The sequence below is a fragment of the Nocardia sp. NPDC055029 genome (genome assembly GCF_053608525.1).
This window is the reverse complement of sequence record NZ_JBSGVQ010000017.1, coordinates 121267-137063: the sequence shown is the minus strand read 5'-3', so window position 1 is coordinate 137063 and position 15797 is coordinate 121267. Positions and strand designations below refer to the sequence as shown.

Annotated in this window: 11 protein-coding genes; 4 read left to right on the top strand and 7 right to left on the bottom strand. The window is 70.3% G+C overall.

The genetic code is table 11. The annotated features are described in order from the left end of the window. Positions 1 to 45: 45 nt before the first annotated feature. From ACWF9G_RS17370 to ACWF9G_RS17350, 5 genes are all read right to left on the bottom strand, one after another. A complete protein-coding gene (locus ACWF9G_RS17370) occupies positions 46 to 3789 on the bottom strand; it encodes a multifunctional oxoglutarate decarboxylase/oxoglutarate dehydrogenase thiamine pyrophosphate-binding subunit/dihydrolipoyllysine-residue succinyltransferase subunit (protein ID WP_379303815.1) in 3744 nt (1247 codons plus the stop codon). A gap of 126 nt (positions 3790 to 3915) precedes the next feature. After that, complete coding sequence (locus tag ACWF9G_RS17365) at positions 3916 to 7518, bottom strand: ABC transporter ATP-binding protein (protein WP_452516370.1); 3603 nt, start codon at positions 7516 to 7518, stop codon at positions 3916 to 3918. 5 nt (positions 7519 to 7523) lie between these two features. Beyond that, a complete protein-coding gene (locus tag ACWF9G_RS17360) occupies positions 7524 to 8306 on the bottom strand; it encodes an ABC transporter permease (RefSeq protein WP_379303811.1) in 783 nt (260 codons plus the stop codon). After that, entirely contained in the window at positions 8303 to 9274 is a 972-nt protein-coding gene (locus tag ACWF9G_RS17355) for an ATP-binding cassette domain-containing protein (RefSeq protein ID WP_452516367.1), read from the bottom strand. Before ACWF9G_RS17355 ends, ACWF9G_RS17360 begins: the two co-directional genes overlap by 4 nt. Next, positions 9271 to 10023, bottom strand: a complete 753-nt coding sequence (locus tag ACWF9G_RS17350) for a hypothetical protein (RefSeq protein ID WP_452516377.1) — start codon at positions 10021 to 10023, stop codon at positions 9271 to 9273. The genes ACWF9G_RS17355 and ACWF9G_RS17350 overlap by 4 nt, the downstream gene beginning before the upstream one ends. A 151-nt stretch (positions 10024 to 10174) precedes the next feature. Here ACWF9G_RS17350 and ACWF9G_RS17345 point away from each other — a divergent pair, with 151 nt between their 5' ends. Continuing rightward, a complete protein-coding gene (locus ACWF9G_RS17345) occupies positions 10175 to 10969 on the top strand; it encodes an enoyl-CoA hydratase/isomerase family protein (RefSeq protein WP_452516366.1) in 795 nt (264 codons plus the stop codon). Positions 10970 to 11051: 82 nt separating this feature from the next. Beyond that, on the top strand, positions 11052 to 12311 hold the full coding sequence (locus tag ACWF9G_RS17340) for a class I adenylate-forming enzyme family protein (RefSeq protein ID WP_379303803.1): 1260 nt from the start codon (positions 11052 to 11054) through the stop codon (positions 12309 to 12311). A gap of 1 nt (position 12312) precedes the next feature. On the opposite strand, the gene ACWF9G_RS17335 is transcribed toward ACWF9G_RS17340, so the two are convergent. After that, positions 12313 to 13056 carry a tyrosine-protein phosphatase gene (locus tag ACWF9G_RS17335; protein ID WP_452516364.1) on the bottom strand — a complete coding sequence of 248 codons (744 nt, stop codon included), beginning with the start codon at positions 13054 to 13056 and terminating at the stop codon, positions 12313 to 12315. Positions 13057 to 13456: 400 nt separating this feature from the next. On the opposite strand from ACWF9G_RS17335, the gene ACWF9G_RS17330 reads away from it, so the two are divergent. Together ACWF9G_RS17330 and ACWF9G_RS17325 are read left to right on the top strand one after the other, a co-directional pair. Further along, a complete protein-coding gene (locus ACWF9G_RS17330; protein WP_452516362.1) occupies positions 13457 to 13936 on the top strand; it encodes a TetR family transcriptional regulator in 480 nt (159 codons plus the stop codon). 47 nt (positions 13937 to 13983) lie between these two features. Beyond that, the gene (locus tag ACWF9G_RS17325; protein WP_452516360.1) at positions 13984 to 15162 is read left to right on the top strand and encodes an amino acid deaminase/aldolase; all 1179 of its coding nucleotides are present in this window, start codon (positions 13984 to 13986) and stop codon (positions 15160 to 15162) included. Between the two features lie 7 nt (positions 15163 to 15169). On the opposite strand, the gene ACWF9G_RS17320 is transcribed toward ACWF9G_RS17325, so the two are convergent. Beyond that, positions 15170 to 15790, bottom strand: coding sequence for a phosphoribosyltransferase (locus ACWF9G_RS17320; RefSeq protein ID WP_452516358.1), 621 nt, complete (start codon positions 15788 to 15790; stop codon positions 15170 to 15172). Positions 15791 to 15797 lie beyond the last annotated feature (7 nt).

Sequence of the window (15797 nt, the reverse complement as noted above, 5' to 3'; positions counted from 1 at the left end):
GGATCGTGATGATCCACCCGGCGTTCGCCGTTGTGCGGTAACCGGTTACGCGGTCGGCTCGAAGGCCTCGGCGATGATCTCGGCCTGTTCCACGGCGTGGACCTTCGACGAACCCGAGGACGGGGCCGACATGGCGCGGCGGGAGATGCGGCGCAGTTTGCCAAGGCGGTCGGGGAGGACCTCGGGGAGGTTGAGGCCGAAGAACGGCCAGGCGCCCTGGTTGGCGGGCTCCTCCTGGACCCAGGCGATGTCGGTCGCGTTGGGGTACTTGGCCAGTGCCTCGTTGAGGCGGTACGTCGGGATCGGGTACAGCTGCTCGACCCGGACGATGGCCACGTCCTCGCGCTTCTGCTTGGCCTTCTCTGCGGCCAGCTCGTAGTAGAGCTTGCCCGAGGTCAGCAGGATGCGCTTGACCTTGGTGGTGTCGCCGATGCCCTGCTCGTAGGTGGGCTCGTCGAACACCGAGCGGAACTTCGACTCGGTGAAGTCCTTGATGTCGGAGACCACGGCCTTGTTGCGCAGCATCGACTTCGGGGTGAAGACGATCAGCGGGCGGCGGATGCCGTCCAGTGCGTGGCGGCGCAGCAGGTGGAAGTAGTTCGCCGGCGTCGACGGGACCGCGACGGTCATCGAACCCTCGGCGCACAGCTGCAGGAAGCGCTCGATGCGACCCGAGGTGTGGTCCGGACCCTGGCCCTCGTGGCCGTGCGGCAGCAGCAGCACGACGTCGGAGAGCTGGCCCCACTTGGCCTCACCGGAGGAGATGAACTCGTCGATGATCGACTGCGCACCGTTGACGAAGTCACCGAACTGCGCCTCCCACAGGACCAGCGCGTTCGGGTTACCCAGCGAGTAGCCGTATTCGAAGCCCACCGCCGCGAATTCGCTCAGCGCCGAGTCGTGCACCGCGAACCAGCCCGGCTTCTCCGAGCCGATGTTGTGCAGCGGGGTGTACTCGTCGGCGTTGAGGCGGTCGATGATGACCGCGTGGCGCTGGGTGAACGTGCCGCGGCGCGAGTCCTGACCGGTCAGGCGCACATCGTGGCCCTGGTCGATCAGCGAGCCGAAGGCGAGCAGCTCGGCGAAGGCCCAGTCGACCTTGCCCTCGTAGGCCATCTCGCGGCGCTTCTCCAGCACCGGCTTGACGCGCGGGTGCACGTTGAAGCCGTCCGGCGGGGTGTTGAACGCGTCGCCGATGCGCTGCAGGACCGACTTGTCGACCGCGGTCTGCACGGTGGCAGGCACCTTCTGGTCGTCCTCGACGGACTCCGACGGCTCTGGAACGTACTTCTCCAGCTCGCGGACCTCGTTGAACACGCGCTCCAGCTGACCCTGGTAGTCGCGCAGCGCGTCCTCGGCCTCCTTCATGGAGATGTCGCCACGGCCGATCAGCGATTCGGTGTAGGCCTTGCGGACCGAACGCTTGGTGTCGATGACGTCGTACATCTCCGGCTGGGTCATCGAGGGGTCGTCGCCCTCGTTGTGCCCGCGGCGGCGGTAGCAGACGAGGTCGATGACGACGTCCTTGCGGAACTTCTGCCGGAAGTCGACCGCGAGGCGCGCGACCCAGTCGCAGGCCTCCGGGTCGTCACCGTTGACGTGGAAGATCGGCGCGCCGATGAACTTCGCGATGTCGGTGGAGTATTCGGTCGAGCGGCTGTTCTCCGGCGCGGTGGTGAAGCCGATCTGGTTGTTCACCACGATGTGGATGGTGCCGCCGACGCGGTAGCCGCGCAGGCCACCCAGGTTCAGCGTCTCGGCGACCACGCCCTGACCGGCGAACGCGGCGTCACCGTGGAGCATCAGCGGCATGACCGAGAAGCCCTCGGGACCGTCGCCCTTGTTCAGCAGGTCCTGCTTGGCGCGCACGAGGCCCTCGAGGACGGGGTCGACCGCCTCCAGGTGCGAGGGGTTCGCGGTGAGCGAGACCTCGATCTCGTTGTCGCCGAACATCTGCAGGTACTGGCCCTGCGCGCCGAGGTGGTACTTCACGTCGCCGGAGCCGTGTGTGGCCGCCGGGTTCATGTTGCCCTCGAACTCGGTGAAGATCTTCGAGTACGGCTTGCCGACGATGTTGGCCAGCACGTTGAGGCGACCGCGGTGCGGCATGCCGATGACGACCTCGTCGAGCGCGTGCTCGGCGCACTGGTCGATGGTGGCGTCCATCATCGGGATGACGGCCTCGGCGCCCTCGAGCGAGAACCGCTTCTGGCCGACGTACTTGGTCTGCAGGAAGGTCTCGAACGCCTCGGCGGCGTTGAGCCGGTTCAGGATGTACTTCTGCGCGGCGACCGTCGGCTTGACGTGCTTCTGCTCGACCCGTTCCTGGATCCAGCGCAGCTGATCGGTCTCGAGGATGTGGGTGTACTCCACACCGACGTGGCGGCAGTAGGCGTCGCGCAGGATCGACAGGACGTCGCGCAGCTTCATCCGCTCCTGGCCGTGGAAGCCCGCGACGTTGAAGGTGCGGTCGAGGTCCCACAGGGTCAGGCCGTGCTCGGTGACGTCGAGGTCGGGGTGGCTGCGGAACTTGTCCTTGACCAGGCGCAGCGGATCGGTGTCGGCCATCAGGTGACCGCGGTTGCGGTAGGCCGCGATCATCTCCAGCACGCGGGCGCTCTTGTCGACACCGCGCTCGGCCATGTCCTTGCGCCAGCGGATCGGCTCGTACGGCACGCCGAGGCCGTGGAAGATCTCGTCGTAGAACTCGTCGGAGATCAGCAGGTTGTGGATGGTGCGCAGGAAATCGCCCGACTCGGCACCCTGGATGATGCGGTGGTCGTAGGTCGAGGTCAGCGTCATCAGCTTGCCGACGCCGATGTCGGCGAGGCGCTCGTCGCTCATGCCCTGGAACTCGGCCGGGTACTCCATGGCGCCCGCACCGATGATCGCGCCCTGGCCCGGCATGAGGCGCGGCACGGAGTGGACGGTGCCGATGGTGCCCGGGTTGGTCAGCGAGATGGTGACGCCGGAGAAGTCGTCGGCGCCGAGCTTGCCCTCGCGGGCGCGGCGGACGATGTCCTCGTAGGCGGAGTGGAACTGACCGAAGCTCATCTCTTCGGTTTCCTTGATGGCCGCGACCACCAGCGAACGGTTGCCGTCCTTGCCCGCGAGGTCGATCGCCAGGCCCAGGTTGGTGTGCGCGGGGGTGACCGCGTTGGGCTTGCCGTCGATCTCGGCGAAGTGGCGGTTCATGTTCGGGAACGCCTTGATCGCCTGGACGATCGCATAACCGAGCAGGTGGGTGAACGAGATCTTGCCGCCGCGGGTGCGGGCCAGGTGGTTGTTGATCACCAGGCGGTTGTCGATCATCAGCTTGGCCGGGATCGCGCGCACCGAGGTCGCGGTGGGGATCGTCAGCGAGGCCGACATGTTCTTCGCGATGGCGGCGGCGGGGCCGCGCAGCACCTTGCTCTCGTCGGCAACGGCGACAGCGGCGGCCTTGGGCGCGGCGGCCGGTGCGTTGGACACCGGGGCCGGCGTTGTCTGCGGCGCGCGCACGGTGGCGGGAGCAGGCTTGGCGGCGGGCGCCGGCGCCGGAGCGGGAGCCGGAGCGGGCTTGGGAGCCGCGGCGGCAGGCGCGGGAGCCGGTGCCGGAGCGGCGGCGGGAGCCGGAGCCTGGCTGTTACCGGATTCGGTGGCCTCCGGTGTGTAATCCGCGAGGAACTCGTGCCAACTCGCGTCGACCGAGGATGGGTCCTGTTTGAACTTCTGATACATCTCGTCGACTAGCCACTGGTTCTGTCCGAACTGGGAAGTTGAGCTGCTCACAGCTGGTGTTCGCCTCATTTCGTTCTTCGCGCTGCGACGTTTGTGACGTGCCCGGCAGGGGTATCAGCGGATGGCTGCCGATGCGCCCTCACCGAGCATATGCCCAGCGGCATACCCGTGTTGCTACTGACCCGATCTCCTCGACTACGACCGGTCACGCGCCGACAGTATTCCCTCGGCTTCGGCGCCCGCCGCCCAGAGTCGCGCGTAACGTCCGCCCTGGGCGAGCAGTTCCTGGTGCGACCCGAATTCCACGACCCTGCCCTGCTCGACCACGCCGATCAGGTCGGCGCGCGCCGCGGTGGCCAGCCGGTGCGCGACCACGACGGTGGTCCGGCCTCGCGCCAGCGATCGGCTCGCTACCAGCACCGATGCCTCGGTGTCCGGGTCGAGGGTCGAGGTGGCCTCGTCGAGCAGGAGCAGATCGGGGTCGACCAGTTCGGCGCGGGCCAGCGCGATCAGCTGACGCTGCCCGGCGGACAATCCACGCCCTCTTTCACCGACCGGTTGGTTCATTTTTCGGGGCAATCCGGCGATCATTTCCGCCGCGCCGACGTTCTCGGCCGCGGTGCTGATGTCCACCGTTGTGGCGAAAGGTTGCCCGAACGCAATGTTGCTCGCGACGTCACCGGTGAACAGGTGAGCTTCCTGGGGCACAATTCCCAGCCGCGTCCGGTAGTCGGTGAGCACAAATTTACGTAAATCGACGCCGTCGACGCGGATCGAGCCCGCGGCGGGGTCGTCCGGGAGGTCGTAGAGGCGGGCCAGCAGCTTCACGATCGTCGATTTGCCCGCGCCGGTCGCACCGACGAGCGCCAGTGTCGACTCGGCCGGGACGGTGAAGGAGACGCCGTCGAGCGCCGGGGTGTTGGCGCCGGGGTAGCGGAAGCGCACGTCGTCGAAGACGATCTCGCCGTCGAGCCGGTCGATGGTCAGCGCGTCCGGCGGATCGGCGGCGATCGAGGACTCGGTGCGCAGCAGATCACCGATGCGGCGCAGGCCGACCCTGGCCTGCTGGTAGCCGTCGAACACCTGCGAGAGCTCCTGGATCGGGCCGAACAGCAGGCCGAGATACAGCACGAAGGCGACCAGGGTGCCGGTGGTCGTTCGCCCGTCGGCCACCGCGTTCGCGCCGAGGTAGACCACCACGGCAAGGGCGAGGTCGGCCCAGGCAAGGCCGAAGGAGAAATAGGCCGCGATCGCGCGCTGGGCGCGCATGCGCGCGTCGCGATAGCGGTGGGAGTACTCGGTGAAGCGGCGGGCCGCGGTCGGCTCGTTGCGCGCGGCCTGCACCGCACGCAGGCCCGCGATGTTCTCCTGGAAATCGGCGTTGACCGCGGACACCCGCTCGCGGGAAACGGAGTAGGCCACCGACGAGACCCGGCGGAACGCCAGCGTGGCCAGCAGCATCGGCGGCACGGTGGCCAGCACGATCAGCGCGAGTCCGGCATCGATGAAGACCAGGCCGACGGCGACGCCGATCAGGGTGATCAGCCCGACCAGGCCGGTCGCGACGCCGGTCTGCAGGAACGTCGAGAGCGCGTCGACGTCGGTGGTCATCCTGGTCATGATCCGGCCGGACAGTTCGCGCTCGTAGAAATCCAGGCCGAGCCGCTGCAACTGGGCGTAGCTGCGCACCCGCAGCCCGAACAGCACGCGTTCGCCGGTGCGCGCGGTGAGCACGGTGACCGCGACGCCGACCAGCAGCCCCGCCAGCACCAGCCCGATCCCGATCGCGCCCGCGATCGCCAGCGCGGTGCCGTCGCCCGCGGTCACGCCGGTGTCGATGGCGTAGCGGACCAGCGGCGGGAAGGCGACGCCGATCAGCGCGTCGGCGATCAGGAGCAGCATGACCGCGGCCACCAGGCCGCGCACCGGGCGCAGCAGGACGCGCAGGCCGAAGTCGGGTTGGGGAGCGCGCAGGTCACCGGGTAGGCCGGGTTCCTCGATGGCCGGTGGCAGCGCGTCGACGGCGGCGCGCAGTTCGGGGGTCTCGCTGAGATCGGCGGAGGCGGCCGACATCGAACGCGGTCTGCCGCCGTCGGGGAGGCGCTTGGTGAGTGAGGTCGCCGCGGGCACCGCCGAGCCGGTGGGCGCGGGCAGCCGGATGACGCGATCGGCCTGGGCCAGCGTGGACTCGCGGTGGGCCAGGATCAGCGTGGTCCGCCCGCCAGGGTCGGGCAGTCTGCGGAAGATCTCGGCCTCGGTGACGGCGTCCACGGCCGACGTGGCGTCGTCGAGCACCAGCACGCGGGGCCGGGTGAGCAGCGCTCTGGCCAGGGCGATGCGCTGGCGTTGCCCGCCCGACAGGGTGAGGCCGCGTTCGCCGATGACGGTGTCGTAGCCGTCGGGCAGGGCGGCGATGAACTCGTCCGCGGCGGCGGCGGTCGCGGCCGCCGCGATCTCGGCGTCGGTGGCCTCGGGACGGCCGAGGGCGATATTGGCGGCGATGGTGTCGGAGAACAGGAACGGATCGTCGAAGACCACGCCGAGCGCGCCGCGCAGGTCCTCGGCGCGCAGGTCGGCCAGGTCGGCTCCGGTGCCGTCGGCGCCGACCAGGCTGATCCGGCCCGCGTCGGGCGCGTAGAAGCGGGGCAGCAGCAGCGACAGCGTCGACTTGCCCGAGCCGGCGGGACCGATGATCGCGACCGTCTCCCCGGGCCGCACGGCCAGGTCGAGGTTCTGCAGCACCGGCTGATCGGCCTCGAAACCGAAACTCACCGCATCGAATTCGATGCCGAGCGGCCCGGGCGGCACCGTGACCGGCTGTTCGGGATCGACCAGCACGGGCGCGGCGTCGATCACCTGGAAGACCCGGTCGACGGCGGCCTTGGTGAGCTGACCCATGATCACCACCGAGGTGATCGTGCGGGCCGAGGATGTCATCGTGGCCAGGTAGGCGGTGAACGCGAGGAAGGTGCCGACGCCGATCGCGCCGTGCCTGGCCAGCACCCCGCCGACGATGATCACCGCGACCAGCCCGGCCTGCGGCAGCGCCGAGACCACCGGCGCGAACCTGGCATTGATCCTGGCCGCGCGCAGCCGTTCGGCGAACAGGCGGCGGCCGTGGTCCTCGAGCACGTCGACCATGCGGGCTTCCTGCCCGAACCCCTTCACCACCCGCACTCCGGTGACGGTCTGCTCGACGTGTTCGGCGAGGTCGGCGGCGCGCTGCTGGGCCGACCAGGTCGCCGCGTACAGGCGCGGCCGCAGTCGCAGCACCACCACCGCCATCGCGGGCGCGACCAGCAGGGCGGCCAGCGCCAGCGGCGGGCTCAGCCACACCATCACCACCGCCGACAGCACGAATTGCAGCACCGCCAGCCCCGACCACGGCACCATCGCCAGCAGTCCCTGCACCAGTTGCAGATCGGTGATCGAGCGCGAGACCACCTGCCCGGTGCGGATCGCGTCCTGGCCCGCGCCGTCGAGCCGTTGCAGGGCGGCGAGCAGCGAGACCCGCAGGCTGTGCTGCACTTCCAGCGACAGCTTGCCCGCCCAGAGTCTGCGCGCGAAGGTGACGAAGAACCGGCCGACCGCGAGCAACGCGAGGAGCGCGGCCGCGGTGCCGATGACGGTGGTGTCGCCCGCGACGGCGGCGTCGACGGCGCGTTTGGTGGCCAGCGGCGCGGCGATCGATACCGCCGCACCCGCCAGCACCGAGACGGTGATGCCCGCGAGCAGGCGGGGGTGCTGCAGGCTCAGGTGCCAGAGTCTGCGGATCCAGCCGGATTCGGTGGTGGCCACCGGCGCTACAGGTCGCGGGTGCGCAGGTCCCACCAGCCCGCGGCGCCGATCGCGACGGTCCACAGCACGAGCACCACCAGCGCGGCCGGTGTCGGCGCGAAGACCTCGGCCTCCTGGAACGAACCGGCGCTCACCCCGGCGACGGTCGCGGAGACGGGCAGGATGGACGTGAAGCCACCGGCCCCGAAGCCCTTGGCCACCACCCAGATCAGCGGTTCGAGCACGAACGCCCAGCCGAGCACCAGCCAGACCGCCCCGCTGACCGTGCGCAGCAGCAGCCCGATGCCGGCCCCGATCACCGCCCAGCACATGGCGACCAGCAGACCGGCGCCGAGCACCTCGATCAGCTGCCAGCCGAGCTCGAACTTGCCGCGCCCGACGGCAAGCAGCACCAGGAAACTCACCAGTTCGGCGGCCAGCGCAACGGCGAAGGCGAACGCGGCGGTCGTGGCGTATTTCGCGGTCGCCAGCCGATCGCGGTCGGGCGCGAACAGCACCGTCAGCGCCATGGTCTTGCGCCGGTACTCACCGCCGGTCGCGGCGATGCCGAGCACCGCGGCCACCACGAACACCGCGATCATCCCGAGATAGAGCCCGATCGTGGCGGCCCCGGTGGCGGGCTGACCCTTCGGATCGGCCGGCCCGGACATGAGCGCGGTGATCAGCGTCGCGACCAGCGCGAGCACGACGGGCGCGCCGAGCAGCACACGGGCAGGGCGCACCGCGACGACCTTGCGCGCCTCGGACTCGATGCCGGGCAGGAGATCGGCGGGCAGCACAGCGGTCATCGTGGCATCCCATACGAGGTCGGCGCCGGGGCGAACGCGGCGGGATTCGCCGCCTGCACGGGCGGGGAGTGCCGGTGCCTGCGCGGTTTGGTCAGCGAGGCGAGCACCCGGTCGGGGTGGATCGGGTCGGTGACGATGCTGCCGATGCGTACCTGCGCAGCCTCGGCCACCGAGCGGATGGTCGACTCGCTCGCCTCGGCCACCGCCAGCCGCCCGTCGGGCCGCATCACCGCGTCGGTGAAGCCCTGCGCGGCCAGGGCGGTGGCCAGCGCGATCGAGGGCGAGGCGGCCACGACCAGCCGGTCGGGATGCCCGCGCCGCAGTTTGGCCGGTGTGCCCTGCCAGACGACGGCGCCCTCGCTCAGCACGACCAGCTGATCGGCCGTCGACACCACGTCGGCGAGCTTGTCCGAGCTCACCAGCACGGTGCCGCCGCGGCTCACGTGGCGGCGCAGCAATTCGTGCAGCCAGCCACGTTCGAAGCTGTCGGCACCGGTGAACGGATCGTCGAGCACGAGCAGCGGGGGATCGGCCAGCAGCGCGGTCGCCAGCGCGAGCCGGGTCTGCTGACCCGGATGCAGCTGGGCGACAACGGTATCGGCGATCGAGGCGAGCCCGGTCTCCTCCAGCACCGCGGCGACGCGCCGCCGCCTCGCTCCGGCGAGCGGCGCGTAGCAGCGCAGATGATCGCGGACCGTGCGCGCCGGATGCAGGCCGCGCGGGCTCAGCACCGCGCCGACCGCGCCGGGACCGGTGCCTGGCACGCCGATGTCGACGCTGCCGGTGGTCGGCTGCTGCAGGCCGAGCACGATCCGCAGCACCGTCGACTTGCCCGCGCCGGTCGGCCCGACGAGCGCGGTGACCGCACCGGCGGGCACCGCGAAGTCGATGTCGTGCACGGCGCCGACCAGATCGAACTGTTTGCCGACGCCGCGCACCCGCACAGCGTCGCCGGGCCGCCCGCTCACCGCTTCTTCGCCGGCGCGGCGTTCTTCGCAGGCGTGGCGTCGATGGCGGGCAGTGGATCGGCGTCGATGACGCGGTGCAGCGGGGTCGGCCAGAACGCGGGCGCCGGCCCGAAAGCCTTGCGCGCGTTGTCGATCGTCACCCTGCCCAGCGTCCGGTTACCGACGCCACCGATGGCGGCGCCGATGCCGGCGGGCAGGATCTTGCCCGCCATCAGCGCCGCGCGCTTGGTGATGAACCGCTTGATGAACTGCTGCAGCAGCTTGTTGTTGATGGCCGAGATCCCGGGCACCTTGTTCGCGACCATGCCCGCCCAGTTCTTGGACGAGGTGCCGAGGCCCTTCTGCACGATCGCCATGCCGGTGTCGCCGAGCACGACCGCGAGCACCATCGCGCGCCGTGTCTCCTTGTCCTCGGGCTCGATGCCGTGGACGTAGGCCTCGGCCAGGGTGAACAGGGCCGAGGCCTCCATGAAGAACGCGGTCTCCGCGCTGATGGCGCCGAGCGCGGCCAGGGTGCCGATCCCCGGGACCGCCGCGGTCGCGCCGACCGCGGCGCCGCTGCCGGTGACGGCGAGCAGATACTGCTTCTCCAGCCGTACCACGATCTGGGCGGGGCTCTCACCGGGATGACGTTCACGTAGGAATTCGACGTAGCGACGCACGGCGGGCGCCTGCAGTTTCGACCCGGTGTCGAGTACGTCGACCACGGCCTTTTCGATCGCTTTGTTGAACACGGCGTCGTCCTCCATCTTCGCCCCGACGAACGAACTGTAGGGCACCGAGGTCCCCGGCAGCTCATCATGTCAACGCGCGCCGACACCCCGCTGGTTCCACGATGTGGGCACGGTCTCCGCCCGGTAGGTACTGTCCGCGAGCCCGCGCTGGTTCTACGCTGACCGGATGAGTGCAACGCAGCCGACCCGACTGACGCGCGAGTTCACCGAAGCCGGTGCCGAGATCGCGACGATCACCCTCGCCCACCCGCCGCTGAACCTCTTCGATCGCCAGCTCATGAACTCGCTGATCGCCGATATCGCCGCGGTGACCGCGCAGCCGCCGCGCGCGGTGCTGCTGCGGGCCGAGGGCAAGGTCGTCTCGGGCGGCGTCGACGTCAACGTCTTCTACGGGCTCGGTGTCGAGGAGGGCGCGCAGCTGTGGCGCGAGCTGTTCGCGCAGATCATCCACCCACTCGAGGCGCTGCCGTGCCCGGTGGTGTTCGCCGCGCACGGGCTCACCCTCACCGCGGCCTTCGAGATCTCGCTGGCCTGCGACATCATCCTGGCCGCGCCGAAGGCGAAGTTCGGGCTGGTGGAGACGGTCGTCGGCCTGACGCCGTCGATGGGAGGCCCGCAGCGGCTGGCCGAGCGGGCCGGTTCGGGCCGCGCCCGCGAGTTCGTGATGACCGGCGACCTCTACGACGCGGCCACGATGGCGGAGTGGGGTGTGGTCAACGCGATTCACGAGGATGTCGACACCGCGGCCCGTGCGCTGGTCACCCGCCTCGCCGAGGGCCCGACCCGCGCGCACGCCGCGACCAAGCGGATCATCGAGGCGTGGCGTTCCGGCGGTGTGGCACACGCGGATTCGGCGACGCCGAAGGTGTCGGGCGAGCTGTTCGACACCGCCGATCTGCAAGGCGCCGTGCTCAGTTTCCTCGAGGTCGGACCCGGCAAGGCGACCTATCGCGGCGAATGACCCCGCCGACTGCCTGACAACACTGTGATCCACGTCATATAGTCACAGGTGCGGTGCTGCATCGACGTACGTGGAGGTCCGGATGGGTCAGAGCGAGCACGAACCGGGCGCGACCATCATCGAGTTCCCGGCCAAGGGCGCGGCCGGGCGGCTGACCAGGGGTTCCGACGGCATCCTTCGCTACGGAGATCTCAGCCCGGCCCTCACCGAACTGCTCGACCTGCGGGTGCACTCGTTCACCGGGCGGGAGGCGATCGTCGAGGTCGGCGGGCCGCGCCTGACCTATCGCGAACTGTGGCACAGCGCCTCGCGGATCGCGGGTGGCCTGCAGGACCACGGCATCGGCTACGGCGACCGCGTCGCGGTGCACATGCCGACGAGCGCGCGCTGGGTACAGGCCTTCCTCGGTGCGCTGCTCTCCGGCGCGGTGCCGGTCCTGGTGCCCGACTCGCTGCCCGCCGCGATCGCCGAGCGGGTGATCGCCGACAGCCGCGCCGATTTCGTGCTCGGCCCCGACGGCCCGCTGCCCGACAGCGCCGCCTATATCGATGACGGTGCGGCACTGGATGATCCGGCCTTGCTCTGCTACACCGGCACCGCGGCCAGGCGGCCGGTGCCCACCGGCGTCGAGCTGACCAACGAGAACCTGCTCTCGGCGGTGTCCTCGGTGATCGGCGCGCTCGACCTGTCCGCCGACGGCATGCGCAACCTGGTGCTGTTGCCGCTGGCCCACGCCAGCGGCTGCGTCGACCAGCTGCTGCCGACCTTCGCGGTCGGCGGCACGGTGGTGCTCGCGCCGGGCACGCGCGACCTCGCCGACGTGCTCGAGACCGAGCGGATCGACACGGTCTCGGCCACGCCGCGCATCTTCACCGGGCTCCTGCCCGAACTCACCGCACGTCAGGCCGGGGCGGGCGTGCGGCGGATCAGCAAGGCCTGTCACCGGTCCGAACGCGCCGCCGCCGCGGCGCCTGCCACGCTGACCGCGGCGCTGCGCGGGCTGTTCCCCGCGGCGAGGCAGTGGTCGGTCTGGGGCGCCACCGAGACCAGCGGCATCGGCCTGATGGTCGACGACACCGACCTCGCCGAATCCGGGTCCACCCTCGGATTCGCCTTCGGCGGCACGGAATTGGCACTGGCCGGACCGCAGGCGAGCGCGGGCCGCGGCGAATTGCTGTGCCGCGGCCCGAATGTCAGCAGGCGCTACTGGAACGACCCCGACGCCTCGATGGCCCGCTTCAGTGGAACCTGGTTCCACACCGGCAATCTGGTGAGCATCGAGGCCGACGGCCTGGTCCGCGCGGTGCTGCCGGTACGGCAGCGCCGGGTCAGCGGCCTGTAGCTCAGAGCAAGCGCGTGCGTACTGCCTCGCGCAGCGCGCCGGTCAGCCCGATCGCGCTCAGGTAGCCCTCGGTGCCGCCGTAGGTCTCGTGCACCGAGGCGTCGGCGGTGCGCAGGTACTCCTCGCGCACACCGAGCAGATCGATCGACAGCGCCCCGTCCGTGGCGATCTTCGGTTCCAGCATCATCCGCAGCGGCTCGACGGCGGCATTGCTGGCGAGGTAGTCGGTGTAGACGTCGTCCTCGGTGACGCCGACCGCGCGCAGCACGGTCGCGACCGCCCAGCCGGTGCGGTCCTTGCCCGCCGCGCAGTGCACCAGCGCGGCGCCGTCGCCCTCGGCGACCGAGGTGGCGAGGCGGACGATCGCCGCGTGCGCCTCCGGCATCACCGGGAACTGCCGGTAGACCTCGATCATGTGCGCCAGCGCCGAGGTCTTCTGCGCCTCGTGCGGCGGCGCCTCGCCCATCCTGGAGTCGAACGGGGTGACGTGCAGGCGCACGCCGTCGGGCAGCGTGTCGTGGCCGATGTGGTCGATCTCGGCGAGGCCGCGCAGATCGTGCACGTCGGTGACGCGCAGCGTCCGCAGGGTGTCGTGGCCCTTCGCGTCGAGTCCGCTCAGCTGGGCCGAGCGCAGCAGCACCCCGGGGCGCGTCGTCGTACCGTCGGCGGTGCGCAGCCCGCCCACATCGCGGAAATTGAAGGTGCCGCTGAGGGCGAACTGGTCGGCAGGAGGCGAGAGAGTCACTTGTCCAGGTTATCGACGCGACGGCAGAGTCCGCGATGGAGTTCGCGGATCCGACACGCACTGTGTGGCGTCCGTTCCGCGGGGTGCCACTGTGCTGTCGCCCACAGAATCCCGGGGGCCGCCTGCGGTGACTTGTACACTCGACCTGGGGTCGGATGATGGCGTGGGGGCGCCGGATGCAGGGAATGCGAAGTAATTCAACCGTATGGTCGGTTTTACAAAAGGTCGCATTCGGATAACAAAACAATCTTTCAGTCTGAAAAGGACGGCTGAATCAGTTCATGAATCCAGAAAACCTTCTAAGATCGAGCTCGCTGGATAGGTTGATCGCACGTGATCGATCTTCTCCACTTAGCTCGCATCGCCGCGGGCAGCGAAATTTGTTGCCGAGGAGTTGTCGTTGAGCGCCAGTCGTGAACTTACCGAAGCCGCGTTGCGGCCCGCCGTCTGCGAAGCCATCGAGCAAGCCGCCGCCAATTCGGACGCCACCGGCGTGCGGGCGCTGCGCATCCTGCTGCACGCGGGCATGAGCGCCTACTGGCCGCTGGTGAAGGCCGCGCCGGACCGCAGGGTCGCCGCCTACGAGGCCACGCTGCAAACCCTGCGGCAACGGTGGTCCCCGTCGGGCGAGACCGTCGGCGACCCGACAGCTACCGCACTGTTCCGGGAGATGGACGACGAAGCCGTCGCCTTCCTCGGCCTGTGCGCCAAGCACTCGGGCACTCAGTGGCTCGAGCCGATCGACTCGGTCGCCACCTACATCGTCTCGGTGCTCTACGGGGCGGTCCTGCGCTGGCTCGCCGACGGCAACGACGAGACGACCCTCGTCGTCATCGATGACCTGGTCGGCTGCCTGACCCTCAAGGCCGTCGAAGTCTGACCGGCGGGATGCTGGACGACTGACCAAATTGGTGGTTCAGTAGTCGAGTGACCCAGACGACATCGCTGCCCGGTCTGCACGCGGCGACCGCCGAGCTCGACCCGCCGCTGGCCGCCCTCGACCTGACCGCCCTCGATGCCAATGCCGCCGACCTGGTCCGCCGCGCGAACGGTGTCGCGGTCCGCGTCGCCAGCAAGTCGGTGCGCTGCCGCGCCGTGCTCGAACGCGTCCTCGGCACCGGCCTCACCGCGCAGGGCGGCTTCGCCGGCATCATGGCCTACTCGCTGCGCGAGGCCATCTGGCTGACCCGCCTCGGCGCCCGCGACGTCCTGCTCGGCTACCCGGTCACCGACCGGGCCGCGCTGGCCGAACTCGCCGCCGACCCGCTCCTGCTCGGCTCGATCACCCTGATGATCGACGATGTCGCCCAGCTCGAACTCACCCGCGCCGCACTCGGCACCGATCTGGTCCGCCCCCGCGTCTGCCTCGACGTCGACGCCGCCCTGCGGATCGGCCCGCTGCACCTGGGGACCCGCCGCTCGCCGGTGCGCACCCCCGACCAGGCCGCCGTGCTGGCCACCGAGGCGCGCAGGCGCGGGTTCGACGTGGTCGGCGTGATGACCTACGAGGCCCAGATCGCCGGCCTGCCCGACAGCAACCCCGCGGTGCGGGTGGTCAAGCGCCTGTCGGCCGTCGAGATCGGGCGCAGGCGCGGCCAGGTGCTCGACGCCGTGCGCATGGTGACCGGGCCGCTGGAGATCGTCAACAGCGGCGGCACCGGGTCGATCGAGGTGTCGATCACCGATCCCGATGTCACCGAGGTGACCGCCGGGTCCGGGCTGTACGTGCCGACCCTGTTCGACCACTACCGCTCGTTCACCCCGCGTCCCGCGCTGTTCTTCGCCACCCCGGTGCTGCGCAAGCCGACCCCGACCATCGCCACCGTGTTCGCGGGCGGCTACATCGCCTCCGGCCCCGCGGGCCCGAGCCGCGTCCCGCTGCCGGTGTGGCCCGCGGGCCTGAAGCTGCTGGGTTCCGAAGGCGCTGGGGAGGTACAGACCCCGCTGGCAGGCGGCGCGGAGCTCGAGATCGGCGATCGCGTGTGGTTCCGGCACGCCAAGGCGGGCGAGCTGTGCGAACGGTTCGACCAGATCCACCTGGTCGACGAATCGGGTTCGCGGACAACGGTTCCGACCTACCGCGGCGAGGGGCAGTGCTTCGGCTGAGCCGGCTCTAGCTCAGCAGTTCGGTCACCTCGTCGTCGGCGAGCTGATGGAAGTCGCGGTACGCCATGCCGACTCCGCCGAGTTCGGCGGGCGTCCACAGGCAGACCAATTCGTCGCACTCGCGCCGGACCCGCCGCGCGGCCTCGGGCGACGACACCGGCATCGCGACCACCAGCTGCTCGGGATCCTGGGCTCGCGCGACCCGGCACGCGGCCACCACCGTCGCGCCGGTCGCCATGCCGTCGTCGACGATCACCACGGTGCGCCCGGTCAGCGGGACCGGATCGCCGGTCCGCAGCGCGTGCTGCCTGCGGGCGAGCTCGATGCGCTCGTCCCGCTCGACCTCGTCGAACGCGTCCTGGGAGACCCCGCTGCGGTCGATGACATCCCGGTTCAGCACAAGCACACCGCCCTCCCCGAGCGCCCCCATCGCCAGCTCCGGCTGCCAGGGCAGACCCAGCTTGCGAACCAGCAGCACGTCGAGCTCACCGCCGACGATCGAGCACACGGCCGCGGCCACCGGGACACCGCCGCGCGGGAGCCCGAGCACCAGCGGATGCGAGTCCCGCAGGTGCTCCAGGGCCGTGCCGAGGACGCGGCCCGCCGCTGCTCGATCCGGGTAGACCACGTCTCGA